This is a genomic window from Cupriavidus campinensis (assembly GCF_905397395.1).
Lineage (GTDB): Bacteria > Pseudomonadota > Gammaproteobacteria > Burkholderiales > Burkholderiaceae > Cupriavidus > Cupriavidus campinensis.
The window spans coordinates 114,158-138,286 of sequence record NZ_CAJPVH010000009.1; the positions used below are offsets into that span (position 1 = coordinate 114,158).

Below are 24,129 nucleotides of genomic sequence, written 5' to 3' on the forward strand. Positions count from 1 at the left end.
ATGTCACTCCTTTTAAAGTGTGGCGCGAGATGGGGCCGGTGCCGCCGTTTCGTGGGATACCTCGTGCACCAGGAGCACCGGCACCGTGCAATGACGCGCGAGCGCTTCTGCCACGCTGCCCAGCAATACGCGCCTGAGGCCGTGCCGGCCATGCGTGCCGACCACCACCAGGTCCGGACGCGATGAACGCACGTACTTCTCGACAAGTCCCGCCACGTCGCCCATGTTGAGGATCTCGTCAATCAGCGTCTCCACATGGCGCACGCCGGCCGCGTCGGCTACGCCGGCGGCATCGCGCAATAGATCGTTGCCGGCCGCCACCAGCGCCGGGCTGACATCGGCGCGCAGGCCGTAGCCGGTCTCGTACTGCAGGTATGCGTAGTTGATGACGTGCAGGATCTCCAGCCGCGCCCCGCAACAGAACGCAAGCCGGATCGCCTCGTCGAGCGCGCAACGCGCACACTGGCTTTCGTCGATTGCCACCAGAACATGTCGGTACATGGCCGCTACTCCTCCGCCAAACCGGGAACCACAGTGCCCCCCATGCGCCAAATCATCATTCGTCGCGGTGTTTCCGGGGCCGGCCTGCCGAGCCCACGCCATCGTCGGGATGGTGGGTCGATGGGGCAGTCGGGTGCTGCGGTTGCCAAGCCAATATAGAAGGACACTTGGACCGCAGACTGATCTACATCAAGGCTTCTCAAGCCGGGTCGGAGGACTCACCTGCAGATCTCCGCGAATCGCCGCGCCACTTTCGGCCGCTGCTGCAAAACCTGACGTGTATCAAGGCCCGCTCGCGCGACGCATATACGTTAGAAGTGCGCAACGGCTGCGCGAGTGCGTCATGTCACAGCCGGAATAGCGATCCATACCCGTGACGTTTCATTGAAGCGACAGACATGCGGAGGATGTAATGGAAGACATTGTCCTGGCGATCAACGCATCGGCCTCCAGCTAAGCGGCGGTGCAATGGAGCGCATCAGCGACGCGGCGAACGGCCGGGAGGCGCTGTTTCGACTGCGAAACGTCGGCAAGACCTACGACATGGGTGAAATCCAGGTCCGCGCACTTGCCGGTGTGGACCTCGACCTGTACGGTGGCGAGTTCGTGGTCCTGCTGGGTGCATCGGGAAGCGGGAAGTCTACGCTGCTCAATATCCTCGGCGGCTTGGACCGGCCCAGCATCGGGACGGTGGTGTACCGCGATCACAACCTTACCGACGCCGACGATGCGGGCCTGACCCGCTACCGACGCGAGCATGTCGGCTTTGTCTTCCAGTTCTATAACCTGATCCCGAGTCTTACTGCGCTGGAAAACGTCGCTCTCGTCACGGAGATCGCCCTGCACCCGGTGGAGCCGCTCCGCGCGCTTGGCATGGTCGGCCTGGCGCAGCGTAAGGATCACTTTCCGGCACAACTCTCCGGCGGAGAGCAACAGCGTGTAGCCATCGCGCGCGCCGTGGCCAAGCGCCCCGACATCCTGCTGTGCGACGAACCAACCGGCGCGCTCGACTACAGCACGGGAAAGCTGGTGCTCGACGTGCTTGAGCAGGTGAACCGCGAACTTGGCGCCATTACTGTCGTCATTACGCACAACGCAGCGATCTCGGCGATGGCCGACCGCGTGGTGCATATCAGCAGCGGGGCAATCCTCGGCATCGAGCGCCATGTCGCGCGCGCACGCCCCTCGGAGCTGTCATGGTGAGCGCGCGATCGAAAATGCTGGGGCGCGACCTGTGGCGGCTGCGCGGGCAGGTGCTCGCCGCTGCACTCGTGGTTGCCTGTGGCATCACCGTCCTGGTCGGGATGCAAGGTTCCTGGGAGTCGCTGGTGATTGCGCAGGAGCGCTACTACGTCAGCCACCGCTTTGCTGATGTGTTTGCCAGTCTCAAGCGTGCGCCGGCAGGTGTCGCCGATGAGATTCGCGCCTTGCCCGGCGTCAGGGGCGTCGAGACGCGAATCGTTCGGGACGTGACGGGCGATGTGCCAGGGTTCAGCGAGCCCGCCACCCTTCGGCTGGTGTCCTTGCCGGCCATCGGCATGCCGGTCGCAAACGCGCTCTTCCTCTTGTACGGCAACTATCCCAGCCATGCCCGGGAAGACGAGGTCGTAGCCAGCGCGGTTTTTGCCGCAGCGAATGGCCTGAAGGTGGGCTCCCGCGTGACCGCTGTCCTCAACGGGCGCGCACGGCAATTGCAGGTGGTCGGCATCGGAATGTCGCCTGAGTATGTCTACGAAGTGGGTCATGGCATGGTGTTTCCGGATAACCGTCGCTTCGGCGTGCTGTGGATGGGCCGGGATGCGCTGGCATCGGCATTCGGCATGGAGGGCGCGTTCAACGATGTGGCGCTGACCCTCGACGCAAAGGTCGATCCGCGCCAGGTGATCGGCCCGCTCGACCGCCTGCTGGCGCGCTATGGCAGCCTCGGCGCCTACGGCAGGGAGGATCAGCTTTCGCATCGGTTCCTGACCGACGAACTGGGTGAGATTGGCATCACCGCCACATATGTGCCGGCCTTGTTTCTCGCGGTATCTTCATTCCTCCTGTACGCGCTGCTGAGCCGACTTGTGACCGTTCAGCGCGCCGAGATCGGCTTGCTCAAGGCGTTCGGCTACAGTGGCCGTGCTGTCGCCCTCCAGTACCTTCGCTTCGGGCTCGCCACCGTTGGGGTCGGCATTGCGGCCGGGATTCCGGCAGGCCACTACTTCGGGCAGCTGATGGTTGCCCTGTACCGCCAGTACTTCCACTTTCCGCAACTGCAGGCCGTGCTTAGCCCGCGCGCACTCGTGCTGGCCGTGCTGGCAAGCACGGCGGCGGCGATGGTGGGGGCCGGCGCCGCCGTGTGGCGCGCGGCCAGGTTGCCACCTGCCGAAGCCATGCGCCCGGAACTGCCCGCTGGCTTCCGCGCGGGCCTGCTGGATCGTATCGGGCTGCTGCGCGCGATGCCCATCCCGTTACGCCTGATCCTCCGCAATCTTGCCCGGCGGCCGGGCAAGGCCTTGCTTTCGATGATGGGGATCGCCCTGGCCGTCGGGCTCATGGTGGTCGGCAGATTCGGCCTTGACGGTGTCAACGAGATTCTTGCCTTGCAGTTCGGTCGGGTCCAGCACGACGACGTGACGCTGATCTTCACTGACGCCCAGCCGGCCGGCGCCGTCTTCGATGTCGTGCAGCTGCCCGGCATCCTGCGAGTCGAAGGCTTTCGGGTGGCCCCGGTCTGGTTACGCCACGGCCACCGCGCGAAGCGGGTGGAACTCACGGGCCTTGATGCCGATTCGGTGTTGCACGAGGTCGTGGGCCATACCACGGGGCGCCATCAAGTGAATGCGGATGGACTTGTCATCTCGGCGAGGCTGGCAGCGACCTTGCACCTGCACGTTGGCGATCGGGTGGAGGTAACGTTGATGGAAGGGCGGCGCAACACCTTCAGCCTGCCCGTGACGGCCACCGTTGACGATCTGCTTGGCCTTGGCGCCTATGTGGACCGGCTCGCGTTGTCGCGGTACCTCGGCGAGAGTCCCGCCATCAGTGGCGTCCATTTGCGCATCGACACGCAGATGGCGGAGTCGTTGTACAGCAGGCTCAAGCGGCTGCCGGCGATCAGCTCCGTCATTGTGCGCCGAGCGGTGTTGGAGTCGATCGGCAATACGCTCGATCGCACCTTCGTCATTTCGAGCCTGGTCCTGGCGGGCTTCGCCTCGGTCATCGTCGCTGGCGTGGTCTATAACAATATCCGCATTGCGCTCTCAGAGCGTGGCAATGAATTGGCAAGCCTGCGCGTCCTGGGCTTCTCCCTTCGCGAGGTGGCAACCATTCTGATCGGCGAACAGGCGCTGCTGACGGCTGCGGCATTGCCCCTCGGCATCGCCGTAGGCTATGGTCTCTGCGCACTGCTGGTGCCAGTATTCGACCGTGATGCCTTCCGGATTCCTCTTGTGCTGGAGCGGGTCACGCTTGTCTTTGCCATGGTGCCCGCCGCGTGCGCCGCGCTCGTGGCGGGGCTCCTCGTCTTGCAACGCCTCAGGCACCTTGACCTGGTCGCGGTGCTGAAGACGCGGGAGTAGCACGCCATGCGCCTCTCGGGCGGCACCGCCGCCATCGTCCTTGCCGGAATCGGATTGATCGCTGGATCCGCCTATCTGCTGAAGCCCGCGCCGTTGGCGGTCGACACCGTTCAAGCCATACGCGGTGCGCTCGAGATCACGATCAGCGAGGAGGGCGAAACCCGAAGCAAAGAGCGCTTTGTCGTTACGGCGCCGGTCAGCGGCAGACTGATGCGCATCGGGCTGCGCGAAGGGGACCTTGTCGAAGCCGGACAGGTCATCGCCGAACTGGCGCCATTGCCGCTGAGCGCGCAGGAGCAGGAAGAGGTCCGGGCACGAGTGGCCGCGGCGCGGGCGATGCACCGCGAAGCGCTGGAGCGGGTCCGGCACGCTGCCGAGGATTACGCGCAAGCACAACGCGAGCGGCAGCGGATCGAGCGTCTGGTGCGCGAGCGCTTCCTGTCGCCACAAGCGGGCGAGCAGGCCGCCAACCTTGGCATCACCGCGGGAAACGAGCTGGCGGCGGCGCAGGCACGGGCCAGCGCGGCGCAAGAGGAGGTCCGGGTGGCCGAGGCCGGCATGGTCGCCTTGCGTGCGCTCAAGGGCGAGTCCCCCCCCTTGGTTGCGGTGACGGCGCCAGTCGCCGGGGCGGTGCTGGAACTGCCCGAACGCAGCGAGCGTATCGTGAGTGCAGGCACGGCGTTGCTAACGGTCAGCGACACGCACGACCTGGAGGTTGTGGCGGAGTTGCTGTCTACTGAAGCCGTGAAGGTGCAAACCGCGATGCCGGTGCATATTGACGGCTGGGGCGGCGACGCGCAGATCCGTGGCATCGTGCGGCTTGTCGCGCCGCATGCCTTCACCAAGATCTCGGTCCTTGGTATCGAGGAAAAGCGGACCCATGTGATGATCGACCTGATCGAGCCCCCTGCGCAGCTTGGCGATGGCTTTCGCGTGATCGCGAGGATCCGCCTTTGGCGAGCAGACGATGTGCTCAAGATCCCGATCAGTGCGGTCTTTCGATGTGACACGGCGCGCTGGTGCGTGTTCGCAATCGTAAATGGTCGCGCGGTACGGCAAGAAGTTCGCGTTGGCCACAGGAATGCCGAGGAAGTCGAATTGCTCGACCCACTGCCAGAGGGCCTTCAGATGGTTCGATATCCGTCGAACAGCCTGGCGGACGGCCAGCGTGTGACCAGACGAAAGGCTCAATAATTGGGCAGGTCCCGCCCCAAAAGGAAGCCGTTGCAGTCACCACATGTGACGTGGAGCCTCGGTCGCCTTGATGGCCTATTGAGGGCATCAAGTAGCGTCGATATTTGACTTTGGTCCCTGCTGATCACGGACCAACCCAGGCGCAACCTGACTAGACCGGATGTCGACCACCGTTGACCGGCAACTCTGCGCGGGGCCACTTGCATTTGGAGGAATTCGAGTGAAACGGTGTTCACCGTGACCCCACGGGGAGGCAATCATCAAGGCCTTCGCAGATTCTTCGGCACATTGCGTGGACAAGTGCTCAGATTGAACAGCCGGTAGAGCGGGCAATATCCAACGGCACCGGTCAAGAGCGGCACTAGCCCAATCCATCCCCAAGGGCCGATCAGGCTGGTGGCTGCCGCCCCGACGAGCCCGATGCCAACAGCCATGCGCAGCACGCGGTCCGCGCCACCTTCGTTACGTTCCATGATGGCACCTTCCCTTTCCTTCAGACACAAGGTGGCAACTGCTCAACCCGTATAGAGGGATATTGCTCATGAGGATCTCCCTGCTGTATGGCTCGCCGAAGCACGAGCGACTTCATATTGGCAACGACGACGGCGTTGCCATTGCGCTAGATCAAGCCCGCCCCACTGTGCATTTCTATATTGGGGAGGTGTGCAATGACGTGCTCTTTGGAGCCCCTGTTGGATGACCGCCTGTGGGCCTATGGCCATGCATGCGCCGTCGCTGTTCCCTGGCCAGGAGAGGCCTCCCGATGACCGTGCGCAATCTCAAGCATATGTTCCGCGCCACATCCGTGGCAGTGATCGGAGCGTCCACCCGTCCTCAGCGAGTGGGTAGCACCGTGCTGGCCGACCTGATGACGGCGGGCTTCAAGGGAAACATCTACCCGGTCAATCCCAAATACGCCGCAGTCGCCGGCCTGCATTGCTATGCGGCAGTGGAGGAACTGCCCGCATGCCCCGATCTCGCCGTCATCTGCACACCGCCGGCAACGATACCGGCCATCATCGCGGAGCTCGGCCGGCGGGGCTGTCGTGCCGCAGTGGTTCTGAGCGCCGGCATGTCCAGGCCAGACGCCGAAACTGGGATCACCCACCAACAGGCCATGCTGGAAGCAGCCCGCCCGTGGCTGCTGCGCATACTAGGACCCAACTGCGTTGGTCTGATTGTGCCAAAAATTGGCCTCAACGCCAGCTTCGCCCATGCCATGGCGTTGCCCGGCAAGCTCGCGTTCGCTACACAGTCTGGAGCGCTGGCCACGGCAGTCCTTGACTGGTCACTTTCGCGCGGCATCGGCTTCTCACATTTCATATCGCTTGGAGACAGCGCTGACGTCGATGTCGCAGACGTGCTGGACTATCTTGCCAGCGAGGCCGATACCCATGCCGTCCTGCTGTACGTGGAGGGCGTCCGCGACGGCAGAAAGTTCATGTCCGCGGCACGCGCTGCCGCGCGCAACAAGCCCGTACTCATCGTCAAGGCGGGACGTACACCGGAATCCGCCAAGGCCGCTGCCTCCCACACAGGTGCACTGGCCGGCGCCGACGACGTGTACGATGCAGCGATCCGTCGTGCCGGCCTGCTGCGCGTCGATACGACCGAAGATCTCTTTGATGCCGTCGAAACCCTTGCCCGCGCACGGCCACTCTATGGCGAGCAGCTAGCCATCGTGACCAATGGCGGAGGCGCCGGCGTGATGGCGACTGATGCGCTGCTGCGCGGCGGCGGCGCACTGGCGGCGCTGCCGGCAGGAACCATCGCGCGGCTCGACGCCGCCCTCCCGTCGACATGGTCGCACGGTAATCCTGTCGACATCGCGGGCGACGCGCCGGTAGCGCGCTATGTGGACGTCGTGCGCGCCCTTGCGGAGGCGCCAGGCATTGACGCCCTACTGTTACTGCACGCGCCGACCGCTATCGCCCGCAGCGCGGAGATCGCGGAGGCGATCGTCGAGGTCGCGCGCAGCCAGCCGGTTCCGCTCTTCACGAGCTGGCTTGGCGGCGACGCTGTCAGTGCGGCCCGCCGCCTCTGCCGCGATGCGGGCATCCCCACCTATGACACCCCCGAACAAGCCATAAAGGGGTTCCTGCAGGTCACCACGTACCGTCGCAATCAGGCACTGCTGATGCAGACGCCACCGTCCGTCAGCCCGGATATCGCGCCCGACAACCGGGCCGCCCGGCGCATTATCGATACTGCTCGGCAAGAAGGCCGCACGCTGCTGCATGCGCACGAGGCCAAGGGGGTGCTTGCCGCGTACGGCATCCCGGTCGTCGAGACGCGTACTGCGCCAGACGCCGAATCGGCAATCCTCGCCGCACGGGACCTTGGCTTTCCTGTTGCGCTGAAGATCGTTTCACCCGATATCTCACACAAGTCCGATGCGGGCGGCGTGGCGCTCGACCTGCGTTCGGATGAACAGGTTCTGGCGGTCGCACTCGCGATGGTGAAGACGGTGCGGGAGCGCGCACCGCTCGCCCGGATCGAGGGGTTCTCGGTCCAGCGCATGGTGACGAGCCGGACGGCGTTCGAACTCATCCTCGGCGCCGCCAACGATTCGGTGTTCGGTCCTGTGATGCTCTTTGGCCACGGCGGTACAGCCGTGGAGCGCATTCGGGACTGCGCTGTGGCCTTGCCTCCGTTGAATCCCTTGCTCGCGGCTGAACTCGTGTCGCGCACGCGCATCTCGCACCTGTTGAGCGGGTACCGTAATGTGCCCCCGGTCGACATCGACGCCGTGATTGGCGCGATACAGGCCGTATCGCAGCTCGTCTGTGACGTGGAAGACATCATCGAACTGGACATCAATCCGCTCGTGGCGGCCCACGACGGGGTGATCGCACTCGACGCCCGCATCGCGTTACGTGGGAGCGAGGTGGGACCGCGTTGCCGGCTTGCGATCCTGCCTTATCCGGCGACACAGGAGCGCCCTGCCCTCTGGCAAGGTGAAGCGCTCACGCTGCGCCCGGTGCGGCCGGACGACGAACCTGCGTATCGCGTCTTTTTTCAGGCACTGGCACCATCCGACGTGCACTCCCGCTATCTGTGCATGTTCAGGCAGCCCGAGCATAGCCAGCTAGCGCGCATGACCCAGATCGACTATGCGCGGGAGATGTGCTTTGTCGCCGTCCGGCAAGGCATGCAGGACGGCGACAAAAGCGAATTCATTCTCGGCGAATGCCGTGCGGTGGCAGATCCCGACAACCAGCGTGCGGAGTTTGCCATCTCGGTGCGTTCCGACGTAAAGGGGAAGGGACTTGGCACCCTGTTGTTACACACACTGCTCGACTACTGCCGCGCGCAAGGTACGGCCGAACTGTACGGCGTTACCGAAGCCACCAACGCCCCGATGCTCGCACTGGCCCGGCGGTTCGACTTCGAGTTGACCGCTACGCCAGACGGCATCCATATGCGTCGCGCCCTGGCCGGGGTGGCCCCGGCTATACCGACTGCTTTACCGGAGGTAACTTGACCATGAAACCCCATGAAGGCTTGCTTGCCGCATTCCTGGCCATCCTGCTCATGGCACCGTCTGCCCTGGCGCTGGCACAGCGCCCTGACACGCAGGGGCCCGCCCAGGTGCCAACCATGCGCGGCGCGGACCTGCTGACCCCAGCGGAGATTGCCGACTTCTGCGCGCGCATGGAGCACGCGCAAACGCCCGACGCGCGCCGTATGGAGACCCGCCGATTAAGGGGACTGATGCGGATGCGTGCCACGGAGCGCGGTGTGCGCCTCTCTCCCGGCGATGGCACAGGGCGCCCGGGCATGGGCAACACGGCCTGTATGGCCCGCCCAGGCCAGACGGACGCGGTTGCCGCAATCGGGCTCGCGGATGCCGGCGTCGCAGCACCGCACGAGCAACTGCGGGACGGCATTGCCTACCTGAGCGGCGGCATCGGCGCCGATGAGGCCTCCGCGATGCGCCTTGCCGCGTCCCGCTACAGTCTGCGCCTGACGTTCACGGGCCGCCACGGTGAATTCCTGTCGGACGTCGCGACAGAGATCTTCCGCGAGGGCGGCAATCAGGTGTTCTCGGTCACCTCCGAGGGTCCATTCCTGTTTGTCCGCCTGCCACCGGGGACGTATCGCGTCGTCACCAAGGCCGACGGCGTCGAACACACCGACAGGGTTACCGTGCCTGCCCGGGGCGGCGTGTCACGCACTGTGACATGGACCTCCTGACCTTAACCAATGCGGAGATACGTCGATGACTCGATTATCCAGCAGGCCGTTGCGTGGCGCGGCCCTCTTGGCCCTCGTGGCGGTCTGGCTCGCCGCCATGGCAGCGCCCTTGGTCGCCGGGGCGGCCGAAGTTCGCTCGCAGAATGGCATCAGCTATATGAGCGGCGGAATCGGACGCGAGGACCTGGACAGCATGCGCGCGCAGGCCGGGCGCTTCAACGTCCGCCTCAGCCTGATCAGCGCGTCGACCGGCGAGTCGCTTTCCGATGTCCTTGTCCTCGTGTCCAACAGCGATGGCAAGCGACTGTTGCGCGTCGTGACTGAAGGACCGCTTCTCTATGTTCGCCTTGATGCCGGCGCGTATGTCGTGACCGCCGAGTACCAGGGCCAGCAGCGGGTCGTCCAAGTGACGGCCGGACCGACGCCGCTAGACTTCGTGATCCGGATGCCCGTGAACACGCTGGAGGACGACTGGCTCTATTGTGAGACGCGCTGCCCGCGTCGCGAACGCTGACACAAGCGTGACAATGACGGGCGCCTTGGATATCGCCACCGGGTTGTGCAACGGGTTGTGCAACGGGTTGTGCGAACGGGCGCAAGCCCCGTCCTTGGGGGGCGCTCGCTGACGCCCCGGGACAATACGTGCTCGAACCGTAGACGTGGCGCAACCCGACCGGACGAACCATTTCCCGGGGATGACGTGACCGTGCGACCTGTCCGGCGAGGTCAAGTCAATTTTTCAGCCGCAATGACATCAGGACCTGCCATCCGCAGAATGGCGGGCGGGGCTTGCCGTACCCCTTCCGCAAGCGGGCGCGGGCGCGCGCCATGCGACCATTCTCCGTTGCAGTAAGGGATAGACACGGACGAGCCAGGGCTTGCCACTGAACAACCCATAGTGATCACAGTCAGCAACGGTAATCTGTTCGTGGAATGCCGGCGGCAGATTTCTGCACAGGGTATGCGCAGCGTGGGTCTGTCCTGCCCCTGTGATGGTGTCTTCGGCGCCTTCCACGGTCAGCAGGTGGGTGCCCCGCATGACCCCAGGCCGGACACTTGCGCCAGCGACGCGCCACTTGCCGCGCGGCAACAGAAAGCGGTGGAATACCACATCGATCGTATCCGCGATGAATTCCGCAGGAAGATCAACCGTAGCCGAATAGTCGATCGCCGCCGCCATGCTGGCGGATATTGCCGCCGGGTCTCCCAGGAAGACACCGCGCATGGCGTCAAGGAACAGTCCCGCCTGCCGCGCTGGTTGCCCGCTCGCCAGTGCCGATAGCTGGAGAAAGCCCGGGTACACGATCCGCCCCGCCCCAGCATAGCCATGTGGGACTACGCCCGTATAGCGGTCCGCGAACGATTCCCGCGAGACTCGGCTCGCGGCGCGACCAATCGCAGTCGGATGGCATCGGGCATCAACGGGGCCACCCATAAGGACGAGCGATCGGAGTTCCGGCCCCGGACTGGCCGCCAGGCGCGCAGCCGCAGCCAGTGCCGGCACAGTTGCCTGGCAGACCGCCAACACATCGAGTTCCGCAGGCCCCAGCCTTGCCATGAATCGCTCCAGGGCCAGGACGTGATCATCGAGACCGAAGGCCCCTGCTTCGCGCGGAATGTCTCGCGCATCGATCCAATCCGTCACATAGACATCAGATTCATTAAGCAGCGAACGGACGGCAGTGCGCATCAGCGCAGCATGGTGGCCCGCTTGTGGCGCACACAGCAGTAACCGGGGCCGCGCCACGGCGTCTTTGCCAGCGCAGAGACCAAACCGCAGAAGCCGGCAGAATGGTGTCTGCACCTCGACCGTGACGCTAACGGGCAGGGATTCTCCCTGATTCTCAATCGATGTAATGCCGAATGCAGGCGTCCCGAACATGCACATGGACGCCTGGAACGTCTCGTAAGCCTGCGCAAACTGGGCGCGCCGTAGGACGTCGGCCATGCGCGCCGAGGGGTTGAACGGCCAGAACCAGTCGACCTGTTCAACGCCTCCGCACGTCGCGTGGCGCATTGCGGCTTTCCCACCGTTCATTCTGGCCTCCTTGCCGCCGCACTGCACGCCGGCGGTGACAACGTGGCGAGCGGTCGCGAATCGAATGCGCCGCAATCGCGCCCGCAACCGCCGCAAACGCAGCGGCAATGCTCATGCTCGGATCGCGGCGCAGTGCCCGAGGACACAGGCAGGCAGCCATGGCATCCCCCGCCACGCTCGCCGTCAAACAACTTGCGCGGCGCCCTGAAGATCTGTGCGGTCAAGTCGCCAGGGTTCGGCGACTCGCGCACCGGGCAACTGGGTGACCTGGCCGCACTGACTGGCGCCACGGTGGTCTCGCCGCAGGCAGGCATCTCGCTCGAACACGTGACCCTGGAGCCATTGGGTGAGGCTAGGGACGAGTCGCGATCCCGTGAAAACACACTTCAAGCATGTGGGCGACGATTTGCTGGTCGTCCATTTTTGCGTATAGGCGCAGATACTCGACTGCCGGGTCGCACGTGCGCGAATAATAGGAAAAAAGGATCACGTCGTCCGGAAGCGCGCTGGCCAACTCCCCCGCTTTCTTCGCCTCCCTAACCAGCCCCTTAAGAGTGCCGTTGAGCTTGAGCACGCGCGTCACATAGCGCAGATTGCGCGTCAGCATGTCGCGCACGTGCGGGCTGGTCGAGGGCAGGAACGGCAGCCCGCCTTCCAAACGTACACGCAGCGCCCACGCCAGGAGCGCACGCAAGCGCCCCATCGCTGTTTCATCCCGCGGCAAGCGCTCCAGAAAATCGATGGCCCCATCGATCAGCCGGATCATGGCAGCGCCCACAAGGTCATCCTTCGATCTGAAATGCTTGTAGAGGATGGGCTTGGAAATGCCCACCTCGCCGGCAACGTCATCCATCGTCATCAGGTCGAACCCTTTCCCCGCCAGGATGCGCGAGGTCGCATCCAGGATCGCGTCCTCGCGCAACCGGAAGGTCTGGTCCTTGAAGCTGATCTTGCCCAAAATACCCATTTGTAAATTTCGTTACTATGCAGTAACCTTCTTTCCGAGACAGTAGGGGCATGGTAGCACCCCCACTCCAAAACGCATCAGCAACCGCGAAAAAAGTCAGAAAGGTGCCGCGTGAGCGCTTATTCAGTCACTCAGAGGGGATTGCGAATTGCCGTTGTAGGCGCCGGGGTCTCGGGCTTGGCGAGCGCTTGGCTGCTTGCGAGGGATCACGCCGTCACGCTTTTCGAGGCTGGCAACTATCTGGGCGGGCATACCAATACGGTCGACGTCGCCCTTGATGGCCACACCTGCCCGGTCGATACAGGGTTCCTGGTGTTCAACGACCGCACGTACCCGAATCTGGTAGCGATGTTCGAAGCGCTTGGCGTGCGTTCTCACGCAAGCGATATGTCGTTCGCGGTCTCACTGGACGAGGGGCGTCTCGAATGGGCCGGCACCAATGTGAGTACTGTCTTTGCGCAACGTCGCAACGCCTTCTCCCCTACCTTCCTTGGAATGCTCCGAGACATTGTGCGTTTTAACGGCGCAGCACAGGTCCATCTGGCATTCGCCGAACGCAGCCGTTGCTCCCTTGGCGATTTGCTGGAAGCTGGCCAATACGGACAACCCTTCCGTCAGCACTACCTGCTGCCTATGGCCGCCGCCATCTGGTCATGCGCGACGGCTGACGTGCTGCGCTTCCCGGCCGCCACGTTCCTGCGCTTTTGCTTGAATCACGCGCTTCTGCAGGTCCGCAACCGCCCGCAGTGGCGCACTGTTGCCGGCGGCGCGCGCGAATATGTCCGCCGCATCGCCGCACATCTCGATGACATCCGACTGGGCGTTGCCGTGCGCGCCGTGCGCCGGGATGGAGACGGTGTGAGCGTCATGACCGACGCAGGCACATCACGTTTCGATGCCATTGTCTTCGCCTCACACGCCCCAGACACACTGCGGATGCTGGCCGATGCAACACCAGCCGAACATCAGGTGCTTGCAAGCGTCCGCTACGCGCCCAATATCGCGATCTTGCACACCGATGCGACGCTCCTACCCCGCCGCCCAAGTGTATGGTCCGCCTGGAACTACCTCGGCCGCCGCCATAGCGATGCACAACGTGCGGTGTGCGTAAGCTACCTTCTCAACCAGTTGCAGCCCCTACCGTTTCGCACGCCCGTCGTGGTCACACTCAACGCCTTTCGGGAGCCCGCACCCGGCACGGAGCTGCGCCGCTTTCACTACGAGCATCCCCTCTTCGACCTCGCGGCCATTGCAGCGCAGCAGCAACTGCCTGCCTTGCAAGGCGAACGACGAACCTGGTACGCCGGCGCCTGGACCGGATACGGCTTTCACGAAGACGGCCTGAAGTCCGCACTGCGGGTGGCCCGCGACTTTGGCGCATTGCCGACTTGGTCTCGACTATGAAGCCCGCCGCATTGCTCCTGCGCTGCCGCGTCATGCACGATCGCCTGCGCCCCGCCCGCAACCGCTTCGCGTACCCCGTCTTTTGCCTGCGCATCGATATCGATGGGCTGCCGGCCTTGCAACAGTGGTGGTTCGGCATCGACCGCCGGAGACCTTTCAGCCTGCATACGCGCGACTACGGACCGCGCGATGGCACGAGCCTGGGCAAGTGGATTCGTCCACGTCTGGCTGCCCTGGGGCTGCCAGACGACGGACCGATCTGGTTGCAGACCACACCGCGCATCTTCGGCTATGTCTTCAACCCGGTCAGCTTCTGGTATTGCTACGACAAGGCCGGCGCACTGCGCGCATTAGTCGCTGAAGTGAACAACACGTTCGGGGATCATCATGCCTACCTTGTTACAGCACCGGACCTTGGCGTCATCCACGCGCGCACAGTGCTCGCTACCCGCAAGCGCCTTCATGTGTCGCCCTTTAACACAGTGCAGGGCCACTACGCGTTTCAAGTGCGCGAGACTGAAAGCACAGCGTATGCCGGCATTGACTACTACGATGACAACGGCCTCGTGCTTCGCACCTCGATTGGTGGCCACAAGTCGCCGCTGACCTTGGGTCGCATGCTGTTGGCCGTGGCACGCCAGCCCTGGGCCGCGATTGCCGTCATCGTACGCATCCACTGGCAGGCATTTCGCCTGTGGAGGATGTCAGTTCCCTTTCATGGCAAGCACCCGCCTTCGGTACCCCCCATCGGCTAACCCCATCTCTGCCCGTCCCTATCCGCTCATATGAACCGTCTTCCATCCGGACATCGTGCGCTGCTACAGCCTTGTACCCCAGCCCTGCTGCCGTCCCGGACGTCCGTGTTTGTCCGGATGTTCCTGGCCGTGCTCCAGCGCCTGGCCGTGGGCCATCTGGTGCTCCTACGGCCGGACGGGGAGGAGGCGATCTACGGCGATCCGCATGAAGCGCCGGGGGCTCGGCTGACGCTGCGGGACTGGCGCGCTTGCGAAGCCGTCCTGAGCGCCGGCGATATTGGTTTTGCCGAGGCTTACCGCGCCGGATGGGTAGACACCCCCGATCTGGTCGCCCTGCTGCGCCTGGCCCTTGAGAATGAATCAGTCTTGTCATGTGCCATCGATGGCGCGTGGCTGAGCCGCCGCTGGTATCTGCTGCGACATCTCTTTCGCAGGAACACACGGGGCGGCAGCCGGCGCAATATCCATGCCCACTACGATCTGGGCAATCCCTTCTACGCCCTGTGGCTCGACGAGACCTGGAGCTATTCCGCCGCGCACTTCGACGGTCACAACGAACGCTCACTGACGGAGGCACAGGAAGCCAAGTACGCGCACATCTGCGACGTGCTTGGGCTGAAGCCCGGCATGCACGTCCTCGAGATCGGGTGTGGCTGGGGCGGTTTTGCGATGCATGCGGCCAGACGCGGCGTGAACGTGCACGGTGTCACGATCTCCGCCGCCCAACTGGCACACGCCCAAATGCGCATTGAGCAGGAGGGCTTGACCGACCGCATCAGGCTCGAGTTGCGCGACTATCGCGACCTGGAAGGCACGTACGACGCGATCGTGTCAATCGAGATGTTCGAGGCAGTCGGGCAGGCCTACTGGACCGCCTTTTTTGACCAGCTCTCCCGGACGCTTCGCCCGGGGGGCCAGGCCGTGGTGCAATCGATCACAATCGACGACAAACGCTTCGATGCATATCGATATAGCAGCGACTTTATCCGCGAGTACATCTTTCCCGGCGGCATGCTCCCAAGCGCCGAGCGATTTGCTGAGGCCGCCGGTAAATGCGGATTCTCGAGCCGTACGGCGTTGGCCTTCGGTAGTGACTACGCCGAAACGCTTCGGCGATGGCGCGAGCGCTTTGAGGCCCAAGCCGGGGCGATCCTGGCCCTTGGCTTCGACGAAGCATTTATACGCATGTGGCGGCTCTACCTGTGCTACTGCGAGGTCGGATTCGACGCAGGTCGCACCGACGTCATGCAGTTCCTCCTCACGCGCAGGGACTAGCATGGCACGGCACCTCGCAGCCTTGATGCTTGCGCTAACAGCTCTGCCTGGTATCGCGGCCGCCTCGTGGCGCGACGCCCTACCGCAGGCACATATGATCGGCCAAGGCAACTACCGCTGGTTGGGGATGCGCATCTATGAAGCGCAGCTTTGGAGAAGCCAACCACCGGTCTCCAACGACCCAGCCGTGGTGCTCGACGCCCCGTTCGCGCTACACCTCATTTATGCACGAGACATTCGTGCACAGCGCCTGGTGGACACCAGCATCGAGGAAATCCAGCGTATCCACGGCAATTCATTGTCCGAATCGACCGTTGGCCAGTGGCGACAGGCTCTTTCACGCGTATTGGTCGACGTGCGTGCGGGTGATCGCTTGACTGGCGTGTACACGCCGATGCAGGGCGCGCGCTTCTACGCCAACGACAGCGAGACCGGGCGGGTCGACGATCCCGTGCTTGCCCACGCATTCTTCTCCATCTGGCTTGGCCCGTCGACCCGTGATCCGGTATTGCGCAGGAAGCTCCTCGGACTAGCTCGATGACCATACGCTCGGCTCACCTCGTTGCCTACGGTGCATTGGGCCTCCCGCTTGCCATGGTGGCGCTGCCCATATACGTCCAGGCGCCTGCGTATTACACCTCTCGCCTTGGCATGCCTTTGTCCACGGCCGGCCTCATCCTGTTTCTCACCCGCCTTGTCGATACCGCACAAGACCCATTGCTCGGGCGCTGGGCAGATACGCTGGCGCGCAGCCGCGGTCTCCCCACTGCTTTGTGGATCAGTGCCGCGTGCCTCATCGCCGCATTTGGGGCCTTGTGGATGCCGATGGTCTCAGGCAGGGCACTGGCCACCTGGTTTGCCGCCGCCCTGGTCGCCGTATACGCTGCGCACAGTTTCATGAATGTCGCGTACCTCGCATGGGGTGCCACGCTGGGGCCCGATAGCAGCGTATTGACCCGGGCGGCAGCCTGGCGCGAAGGCGCTGGCGTGTTGGGTGTCCTCATTGCCAGTGCGGGGCCAGCGTGGCTGCTGGCGAACGAAGACACGGCGCCGCAAGATGCCATGGTCCCATTCATTGCGCTCTTTGGCATCCTGTTGATCGGCGCGCTTTGGGTACTGCGCTTCGCTCCTCCCTGGCGAATGATGCCGAGTTCGAATACTCACCTGCACGGCCGCGGCAGCGACTCCCCTGCCATCTTGGGCGTATGGAGAAACGTACGCGACAACCGCTCGTTCCGAGCGATTCTGGTGCCCTATTTCCTGAACGGACTATCCGTCGCCATACCCGCTTCCCTGGCCGTCTTCTTTATCGAAGATCGACTGGGTGCAATGCAATGGGTCGCACCCAGTCTCGCGCTGTATTTCCTGGCGGCCGCCCTGGGGCTCCCACTCTGGGTTCGCATATCCGGGCGCGTCGGTCCCCAGCGCGCGTGGCGCGCCGCAATGGGACTGGCGATCGCGGCGTTTGTGTGGGCGGCGACGCTCGGACCGGGAGATGTGGCGCCGTTCCTCGTGGTATGCATCGGATGTGGCTTTGCACTCGGGGCAGATCTTGCATTACCGCCGGTCCTGCTGGCCCAGTGCATTCCGAATGGCGAAGGGGCCGGCGCCTACTTCGGGATCTGGACCCTGATCGGCAAGCTATGCCTGGCGCTCTCCGCACTGATTCTCCCTGGGCTCGCTTGGCTGGGCTATCAACCGGGCACCCCGGCCATCGGCACGCCCGGCGTGGCGCTCGCCCTCGCCTACGCCGGCCTACCCTGCCTGCTCAAGCTCGGAGCGCTTGTCGCATTGCGCACGAAAACGCCCACAGCAAAAGTCACAGAGGAACTCCAATGAAACCGCTCGTTGCGATAGTGCTTGGCGCCGCTACGATTCTCGGCACGGCATGTACGACGCCTGATGTCAGCCTGTATGCGCAGGAGCGCCCAGTCTTCGACTTGCCCCAGTTCTTTTCAGGCAATACCGAAGCATGGGGAATGTTCCAGAAACGCAGTGGCGAAATCGTCAAACGATTCCATGTGGCACTCGACGGCCGCATGTCGCAGGATCAATTCGTCCTGCACGAAACGTTTCGCTACAGCGACGGTACAACGCAGGAGCGTACTTGGACACTCAAACGCGAGCGGGACGGCACCTGGCGTGGCGAGGCACCCGATGTCGTTGGCACGGCAACAGGAGAGTCTGCCGGCAATGTCCTCCGGTGGCGCTATACCTTGCAGCTTCCAGTCGACGGAAAGGTCTACGACGTCCAGTTCGACGACATGATGGTTCTCATCGACCCGCAGACGATGATCAATCGTGCCCGCGTTACCAAGTTCGGCTTCGAAGTCGGGCAGGTGACGGTCGTTTTTCGTCGCCCGGCGCCGTAGGGGCGCAAGCATGGTCTTCGGTCTGCACCTTAACCCGCGCCTGCGCGACTGGCATGGCAAGCGCGTCTGGCTGGTCGGCGCATCGAGCGGGATAGGGGCTGCGCTCGCCAAAGCGCTGCTTGGGAAAGGGGCCTGGGTCGCAGTTTCGGCGCGTCGCGCGGACGCCCTGCTCGCGGTGGTCGAAGGCCATCCCAAGGGCGTCGTGCTCACCATGGATGTACGCCAGCCTCAAGATTGGACAGCGACCCACGACGCGCTTTGCGAAGCATGGCAAGGCGTGGATCTGGTGGTCTTCTGTGCGGCTGACTACCGTCCCCTAAGCCCTTGGGAGTTAAGTGCGCGGGAAGCGCACGACACGATAGAGACGAACGTTTGCGGCGTCTATTACGGCCTAAGCGCAGTGCTTCCCGCAATGCTTCTGCGGCGCTCGGGCGGCATCGCCATTGTGGCAAGCGTCGCGGGCTACATCGGCTTACCCGGCGCCACGTTGTATGGCCCCTCAAAGGCGGCCCTGATCAACCTGGCGGAGCTTCTGTATACGGAACTCCATGCACACGGCCTCGGGGTGTACCTGATCAATCCGGGCTTCGTCAAATCGCGCCTGACGGCGCGCAACACCTTCCGGATGCCCGCCCTCATCACACCGGAAGTTGCAGCGGAAGCAATTCTCACCGGGTTGGAACGAGGTCGCTTCGAAATAGCGTTCCCACAACGCTTTACGCGCTTGGTTCGTCTTATCAGTCTACTGCCGTACCGAATCAGCCTTGGCCTGCTACAGCGGCTGACCCGCATATCATGAATGTCTCTGACCCACATGCCAGATCAATATACCCTGCCGCCGCATACCCTCGCCGCGTTACTGGCATGGTACGACGCGTTGTCGCCCTCCTCACTCGCACATCTGGACCAGTATTACGCGCGGCAGGCGCGCTTCTGCGACCCGTTTAACGACGTTTGCGGAATCCCCGCGATCCGTGCGGTCTTTGAGCATATGTTCGAGAGCGTTGAAGCCCCGCGCTTTGCGATCCAAACGAAAATGAGCAGTGGTGCCGAAGCTATTGTTTCCTGGAGGTTTACGGGAAACGTGCGTCAGCATGCTTTCGACGTACCCGGCTGCACACAGTTCTCTTTTGACAGGGATGGCTTCGTTGCAAGTCATCAGGATTTCTGGGACGCCGCCACGCTGTGGCGTCAATTGCCACTGATCCGCACTCCCGTAGCATGGCTATGCAAACGTTTTTCTTCAAACGTTACATAAGTCCTCTGAAAATTCGCTCGCTGGATAGTAGGGATCACCGCTCGTCGTGATGCAAGTTAGAGGAAATCGACTAGTTTTTTCACTTTGCGAGTTGAAGGAGGCAATCCATGGCCGCATAAAAAGCTAAAACCTGTTGGAGCGCTTATTGCTTGGCACAGTTTGGAGAATGATCATGCTACGGTGGATTATAGGATTATGTAGTGCCATGTTGCTTGCCATTACCGTGGGATGCGGTGGCGGCGACGATCCTCCCAAGAACGTCGTGCAGGTCGCCAATAACGACAGCCGTTTCAGTATTCTCGCCGAAGCCGTTCAGGCAGCGGGCCTGACGGATACCTTGACCGCACCCGGGCCCATTACGGTGTTTGCTCCCACAAACGATGCTTTTTCGGCGTTGCTTGGTGAACTCGGCGTGACCAAGGACCAACTACTGACAAACAAGTCGCTGTTGACAGCAGTACTTAGATATCACGTTGTGTCCGGGCAAATCCAGAGCGGCGCGATTCCCCTCGGTAAGCCCATCAATCCGGTTGGGGGTGGGTTTTTCAAGATCGACAAAATCGGCACCAGACTCGTCGTCACAGATGGGCGCAACCGAACGAGCAACATCATTCAAGCGGACATTGCCGCATCCAATGGCGTCATCCATGCCATCGACAAGGTGCTTTTACCTGCCGACAAGACAATCGTGCAAACGGCCATTGCTAACCCTGACTTCAGCATTTTGGTGGAGGCAGTGACAGCCGCAGGATTGGTTGACACGCTCAATGCGCCTGGGCCTTACACCGTTTTCGCACCGACCAATGCGGCATTTGCATCGCTGTTGACTGAACTGGGTGTCACCAAGGAGCAACTTTTGGCGAACACACTGTTGCTTACGAAAGTGCTGACATACCACGTGGTGCCCGACCTGGTCCTGAAAGCCAGTGTTCCGCTTAACACGCCGATAAAGACTGTCGAGGGTGAAGCGTTCACCGTCGGCCCAACCTTGGCGATTACGGACCAGCGTGGCCGCCAGTCGAACATCGTTGGCACAGACGTGCTGTCCTCAAACGGGGTCATCCACGTTTTGGACAAAGTCATCTTGCCCGCACCCTGAGTGCTCTACGGGTGCACGGACCGTGACCGTGCACCCCCCAGCATCGGCATCACCCGGCACGGGCCAATGCGGAGTTTCAGACGCTTCTTTCCGGCACGCCCATCCTCAGACCGCGAAGGGATTGTGTCGGACGCCGATTTGCTCATGTAGAATTCGTTCCATGTCGCGAATCATAGCCATTTTCATGATGCTGATTCTGCCACTGCAGGCCTTTGGCGCAGTGGAGCGACAGTTCGACCATATGTCGGGCGAAGCCATGGATCATCTGGTCGCGCATGCCGAGCATGTGCAGCACCACCACGACGATGACGGCGCCATGGAGGAGGACGATTCCCTTGCCTCCGCGACGCACCAACTCGCTTTCGACCTGATGTCGAACCTCCCTGGCACACTCCTGTCCGTAGCGCTCCCGCTGCTGCTGGATACCCAACAAGTCGTGCCATCTTTTGCAGGCAGCACCATCCCCACGCCTGCATACAGTCCCCCCTTACGACCACCTCACGTGCCCGCCTGACGGCGGGGCGTTGTCCTTTTCTGCTCGCCGTGTCCGGCTGTGACACGGTACCCCGTCGCGACGCTTGCTCGAGCTTTTGGCGTTTGGGGAATTTATGCAGAAGTCATTGCTATGCCTGGCGGCGTCCTTCGGGATGCTGGCCAATGTCTGCGCGCAGACACCGACCACGGATTTGCGCGCCCTGTTCGATGCCGCCTGGCAGCGGTCGGTTGCCGTACAGGCGACCGAGGGCCGTCGGCTGGAAGCCGCTGCCAGCCGCGTCCAGGCTGACGCCCTGATTGCGGGGCCACCTTCTTTCGACTTGCGGCACCGCGGCGACCAGCTTACCGATCGTCGCGGTGTCCGGGAAAGCGAGGTTGCTCTGGGCGTGCCGATCTGGATGCCGGGGCAGCGCAGTGCCCGCGGCGCGCTTGCGGAGGCCCACGCCGCCGAAGCGGAATCCGCTGTCAGGCTGGGCCAACTCGCCGTCGCCGCCGAGGTTCGGCAACGGGTGTGGCAACTTGCCGCCGCGGAATCGGAGCGAGACGTGGTGCGGCGCCGCGTGATCGTCGCGCAGTCACTGCGCGACGACGTCAGGCGCCGCCTGACTGCAGGCGACCTTGCCCGGACAGATCTGCTGTTTGCGGAACAGGAACTGCTTGCAAGCCAGGCGCTGCTGACGGAGAGCGAAGCGCGGCTGGTGGAGACCCGTGCGCGCCTTGTGCAGACCACGGGCTCGGCCGAATTGCCGGCGAGGTTCGAGGAAACACCGGCCTCCGTAGGCTCAGCCACCTCCCATCCCCGGCTTGACGCCGCGCAAAGCGCCGTGGAACGCGGCGAACGACAGGTCGGGTACCTGCAGAAGTCCCGTCGTGACCCACCCGAGGTCGGTTTGACCTATCGACGCGACACGGCGGGGGGCGGCCTGCCGAGTGACCAGACCATAGGCGTCTTCATCCGCATCCCTTTCGCCACCGATGCGCGCAATCTGCCTCGCGAAACGGCTGCGCAGACCGAACTGATGACCGCGCGCGCGGAACGGGACCGAGCCGAACGCATCGTGCAATCGGAAATCGATGCCGCCCGGCAGTCGCTAGCGCTGGCCGAACAACAGCTCGAACTGGTCAGCCAGCGTAGCAGCACGCTGTCGGAGCGCTCGGACCTGCTGCGCAAGACGTTCAACGCCGGCGAAATCGGCTTGCCCGAAGTCTTGCGCGCCCAAAACCAGGCATTGGAAGCGGAAACGGAGCTGGCGCAGATGCGCGCACGCCGTGGCCTCGCCATTGCCAATCTGAACCAGGCCCTCGGAGTCCTGCCATGAACCGAATCCTGACCATCGCATTGCTGTGCTGTGCGACGCTGACTGCACACGCAGCCCCTGGCGCCCACGGGCCCAACGGCGAGCACCTAGACGCACCAGCCGCCACTGCCAGCGCCGTCACCACGCTTCCCGTGATTGAAGCCAATACCGAGGGTTTCGAGCTGGTCGGCACCCTCCACGGCGATGAACTCTCCGTCCTGGTCGATCGCTATGACACCAACGCGCCCGTCACGACGGGAACGCTCGACGTCGAACTCGGCACGATCAAGGCGCAGTCGAAACTTCATCACGACATCGGGGACTTTTCCTTCACCGACCCGAAGCTCCTTGCTGCGCTGCGCCAGCCCGGCGACCACGCGCTCGTCTTCACGTTGGTGACTGGCAACGATGCCGACCTCATGGAAGGCAAGCTCGTCGTCGCGCCAGGCACGGACGGCCATCGCCATTGGCAATTCAAGCGTGTGGCATGGTTCGTCGTGGCCCTCCTTGCCGTGCTCCTGCTGACTGCAATTGCCTGGCGAGTGCGTGCTCGTCGATCCATTTCCTGAGGGCCGCGCCGCCATGAACAAGATAACGATAGCAATCGCCATTTCCGCGCTGATCGCAAGCCACGCGATGTCCGTGTCGGCCGCACCCGGTGCCCACGGGCCCGACGGGGAACACCTGGACACCGCCGCCGGTACCGGCAGCGGTCTGCTCCGCCTCCCTGACGGCAGTGTGCAGGTGCCCAAGCTGGCGCAGCGGCGCATGGGTATTCGCACCATGATGCCGCAGAGCGGAGAACACCCCCAATCGGTAACCCTTAACGCAACCGTGGTGATGGATCCGAACGCGGGTGGCCGCGTGCAGGCCGGTCACCCAGGCTGGCTCGAGCCGCCCCGGAGCGGCTTCCCGGTGCTGGGGCAGCGCGTCGCCAAGGGGCAGACGCTTGCGGTGCTTCGACATAAGAACGAACCGTTCGATATCGGCAACCAACAGGCACAGCTTGCGACGCTGACGGCCAACCTCAAGCTGGCGCGGCAACGGCTGGAGCGTCTGGAGTCGTTGCAGGACAGCATTCCACGCAAGGATATCGATGCCGCGCGTGCGGAGGTCCAGAGCCTGAGCGGCCAGCGCGACGCGGTGACAACCAGCCTGCACCCGACGGCCCCGTTGCGCGCGCCCGCCAGCGGTGTGATTGCCTCGGCCAGCGTGGTCGCTGGTCAGGTGGTCGCGCCGCAGGACGTGTTGTTCGAAATAGTCGATCCACTGCATCTATTGATCGAGGCCCAGACTGCCGACACTTCCCTGGTCGGTCGCATCCGCGATGGCGTGTTGGCTGACGGCGGAAAATCCGGCGGCATGCTGAAGTTTGTCGGCGCGGGCCGCAGCCTGAAGAATGGTGCGGTGCCGCTGACGTTCAGCCTGGCAGACGGCGCGTCGACGCTTGCGGTGGGCCAGCCCCTGACCGTGCTGGCGCGGCTCTCCGACACGATGCAGGGCATTGCATTACCCAGCGAGGCATTGGTACGGAACCCGAACAACGAGCCAGTCGTCTGGGTCAAGTCCGGGACGCAGCGCTTTATTGCGCAACTCGTTGAAGTCCGCACGCTCGATGCGCGCACCGTGATCGTCACCCGGGGACTGTCGCCGGAGAACCGGGTGGTCGTCACAGGCGCCGCGTTGATCAACCAGATCCGATAGAGGCGCGCC

General features: G+C 63.4%; 23 protein-coding genes. 19 read left to right on the top strand and 4 right to left on the bottom strand.

The annotated features are described in order from the left end of the window. Positions 1-12: 12 nt before the first annotated feature. The gene (locus KHO18_RS08410) at positions 13-501 is read right to left on the bottom strand and encodes a universal stress protein (RefSeq protein ID WP_144198758.1); all 489 of its coding nucleotides are present in this window, start codon (positions 499-501) and stop codon (positions 13-15) included. Positions 502-969: 468 nt separating this feature from the next. Here KHO18_RS08410 and KHO18_RS08415 point away from each other — a divergent pair, with 468 nt between their 5' ends. Genes KHO18_RS08415 through KHO18_RS08425 form a run of 3 tightly spaced genes read left to right on the top strand, consistent with a single transcriptional unit; the run spans position 970 to position 5,258 of the window. Beyond that, positions 970-1,704: an ABC transporter ATP-binding protein gene (locus KHO18_RS08415; RefSeq protein WP_244844630.1), complete on the top strand. Its 735-nt coding sequence runs from the start codon at positions 970-972 to the stop codon at positions 1,702-1,704. Next, entirely contained in the window at positions 1,698-4,064 is a 2,367-nt protein-coding gene (locus KHO18_RS08420) for an ABC transporter permease (protein WP_211942990.1), read from the top strand. The genes KHO18_RS08415 and KHO18_RS08420 overlap by 7 nt, the downstream gene beginning before the upstream one ends. Before the next feature lie 6 nt (positions 4,065-4,070). Beyond that, positions 4,071-5,258, top strand: a complete 1,188-nt coding sequence (locus KHO18_RS08425) for an efflux RND transporter periplasmic adaptor subunit (protein ID WP_211942991.1) — start codon at positions 4,071-4,073, stop codon at positions 5,256-5,258. Positions 5,259-5,518: 260 nt separating this feature from the next. Here the strand turns inward: KHO18_RS08425 and KHO18_RS08430 are convergent, their stop codons facing one another. Beyond that, positions 5,519-5,731 carry a YgaP family membrane protein gene (locus KHO18_RS08430; protein ID WP_144198766.1) on the bottom strand — a complete coding sequence of 71 codons (213 nt, stop codon included), beginning with the start codon at positions 5,729-5,731 and terminating at the stop codon, positions 5,519-5,521. A gap of 290 nt (positions 5,732-6,021) precedes the next feature. On the opposite strand from KHO18_RS08430, the gene KHO18_RS08435 reads away from it, so the two are divergent. From KHO18_RS08435 to KHO18_RS08445, 3 genes are read left to right on the top strand one after another with little or no spacing between them, the layout of a single operon-like run. Continuing rightward, positions 6,022-8,742, top strand: a complete 2,721-nt coding sequence (locus KHO18_RS08435; protein WP_211942992.1) for a bifunctional acetate--CoA ligase family protein/GNAT family N-acetyltransferase — start codon at positions 6,022-6,024, stop codon at positions 8,740-8,742. Between the two features lie 2 nt (positions 8,743-8,744). Beyond that, positions 8,745-9,455, top strand: coding sequence for a hypothetical protein (locus tag KHO18_RS08440; protein WP_211942993.1), 711 nt, complete (start codon positions 8,745-8,747; stop codon positions 9,453-9,455). 25 nt (positions 9,456-9,480) lie between these two features. Next, on the top strand, positions 9,481-9,969 hold the full coding sequence (locus tag KHO18_RS08445; protein WP_211942994.1) for a hypothetical protein: 489 nt from the start codon (positions 9,481-9,483) through the stop codon (positions 9,967-9,969). A gap of 240 nt (positions 9,970-10,209) precedes the next feature. On the opposite strand, the gene phaZ is transcribed toward KHO18_RS08445, so the two are convergent. Together phaZ and KHO18_RS08455 are read right to left on the bottom strand one after the other, a co-directional pair. Next, positions 10,210-11,493: a polyhydroxyalkanoate depolymerase gene (gene phaZ, locus KHO18_RS08450; RefSeq protein WP_244844631.1), complete on the bottom strand. Its 1,284-nt coding sequence runs from the start codon at positions 11,491-11,493 to the stop codon at positions 10,210-10,212. A 352-nt stretch (positions 11,494-11,845) separates the two neighbouring features. Beyond that, complete coding sequence (locus tag KHO18_RS08455; RefSeq protein WP_144198774.1) at positions 11,846-12,460, bottom strand: TetR/AcrR family transcriptional regulator; 615 nt, start codon at positions 12,458-12,460, stop codon at positions 11,846-11,848. 111 nt (positions 12,461-12,571) lie between these two features. Here KHO18_RS08455 and KHO18_RS08460 point away from each other — a divergent pair, with 111 nt between their 5' ends. The 13 genes from KHO18_RS08460 (at position 12,572) to KHO18_RS08520 (ending at position 24,120) form a co-directional block, all read left to right on the top strand. After that, positions 12,572-13,864, top strand: a complete 1,293-nt coding sequence (locus tag KHO18_RS08460; RefSeq protein WP_211942995.1) for an NAD(P)/FAD-dependent oxidoreductase — start codon at positions 12,572-12,574, stop codon at positions 13,862-13,864. Continuing rightward, a complete protein-coding gene (locus tag KHO18_RS08465) occupies positions 13,861-14,619 on the top strand; it encodes a DUF1365 domain-containing protein (protein WP_144198778.1) in 759 nt (252 codons plus the stop codon). Before KHO18_RS08460 ends, KHO18_RS08465 begins: the two co-directional genes overlap by 4 nt. Before the next feature lie 117 nt (positions 14,620-14,736). After that, the gene (locus KHO18_RS08470; protein ID WP_244844632.1) at positions 14,737-15,894 is read left to right on the top strand and encodes an SAM-dependent methyltransferase; all 1,158 of its coding nucleotides are present in this window, start codon (positions 14,737-14,739) and stop codon (positions 15,892-15,894) included. Between the two features lies 1 nt (position 15,895). Then, positions 15,896-16,435: a chalcone isomerase family protein gene (locus KHO18_RS08475; RefSeq protein ID WP_211942996.1), complete on the top strand. Its 540-nt coding sequence runs from the start codon at positions 15,896-15,898 to the stop codon at positions 16,433-16,435. Continuing rightward, positions 16,432-17,733 carry an MFS transporter gene (locus KHO18_RS08480; RefSeq protein WP_211942997.1) on the top strand — a complete coding sequence of 434 codons (1,302 nt, stop codon included), beginning with the start codon at positions 16,432-16,434 and terminating at the stop codon, positions 17,731-17,733. Before KHO18_RS08475 ends, KHO18_RS08480 begins: the two co-directional genes overlap by 4 nt. After that, positions 17,730-18,266: a DUF3833 domain-containing protein gene (locus KHO18_RS08485; RefSeq protein ID WP_144198786.1), complete on the top strand. Its 537-nt coding sequence runs from the start codon at positions 17,730-17,732 to the stop codon at positions 18,264-18,266. The genes KHO18_RS08480 and KHO18_RS08485 overlap by 4 nt, the downstream gene beginning before the upstream one ends. 10 nt (positions 18,267-18,276) lie before the next feature. Continuing rightward, on the top strand, positions 18,277-19,065 hold the full coding sequence (locus tag KHO18_RS08490) for an SDR family NAD(P)-dependent oxidoreductase (RefSeq protein ID WP_144198788.1): 789 nt from the start codon (positions 18,277-18,279) through the stop codon (positions 19,063-19,065). Beyond that, positions 19,066-19,524: a nuclear transport factor 2 family protein gene (locus KHO18_RS08495; protein ID WP_144198790.1), complete on the top strand. Its 459-nt coding sequence runs from the start codon at positions 19,066-19,068 to the stop codon at positions 19,522-19,524. It begins immediately after the preceding gene. A 205-nt stretch (positions 19,525-19,729) separates the two neighbouring features. Continuing rightward, positions 19,730-20,623 (top strand): fasciclin domain-containing protein, encoded by an 894-nt coding sequence (locus tag KHO18_RS08500; protein WP_244844633.1) that lies wholly within the window; start codon positions 19,730-19,732, stop codon positions 20,621-20,623. 160 nt (positions 20,624-20,783) lie between these two features. Then, entirely contained in the window at positions 20,784-21,137 is a 354-nt protein-coding gene (locus KHO18_RS08505; RefSeq protein WP_144198794.1) for a hypothetical protein, read from the top strand. 94 nt (positions 21,138-21,231) lie between these two features. Then, a complete protein-coding gene (locus KHO18_RS08510; protein ID WP_211942999.1) occupies positions 21,232-22,437 on the top strand; it encodes a TolC family protein in 1,206 nt (401 codons plus the stop codon). Next, complete coding sequence (locus KHO18_RS08515; protein WP_211943000.1) at positions 22,434-22,985, top strand: hypothetical protein; 552 nt, start codon at positions 22,434-22,436, stop codon at positions 22,983-22,985. The genes KHO18_RS08510 and KHO18_RS08515 overlap by 4 nt, the downstream gene beginning before the upstream one ends. Beyond that, complete coding sequence (locus KHO18_RS08520; protein ID WP_244844634.1) at positions 22,963-24,120, top strand: efflux RND transporter periplasmic adaptor subunit; 1,158 nt, start codon at positions 22,963-22,965, stop codon at positions 24,118-24,120. The genes KHO18_RS08515 and KHO18_RS08520 overlap by 23 nt, the downstream gene beginning before the upstream one ends. The last annotated feature ends 9 nt before the right edge of the window (positions 24,121-24,129 follow it).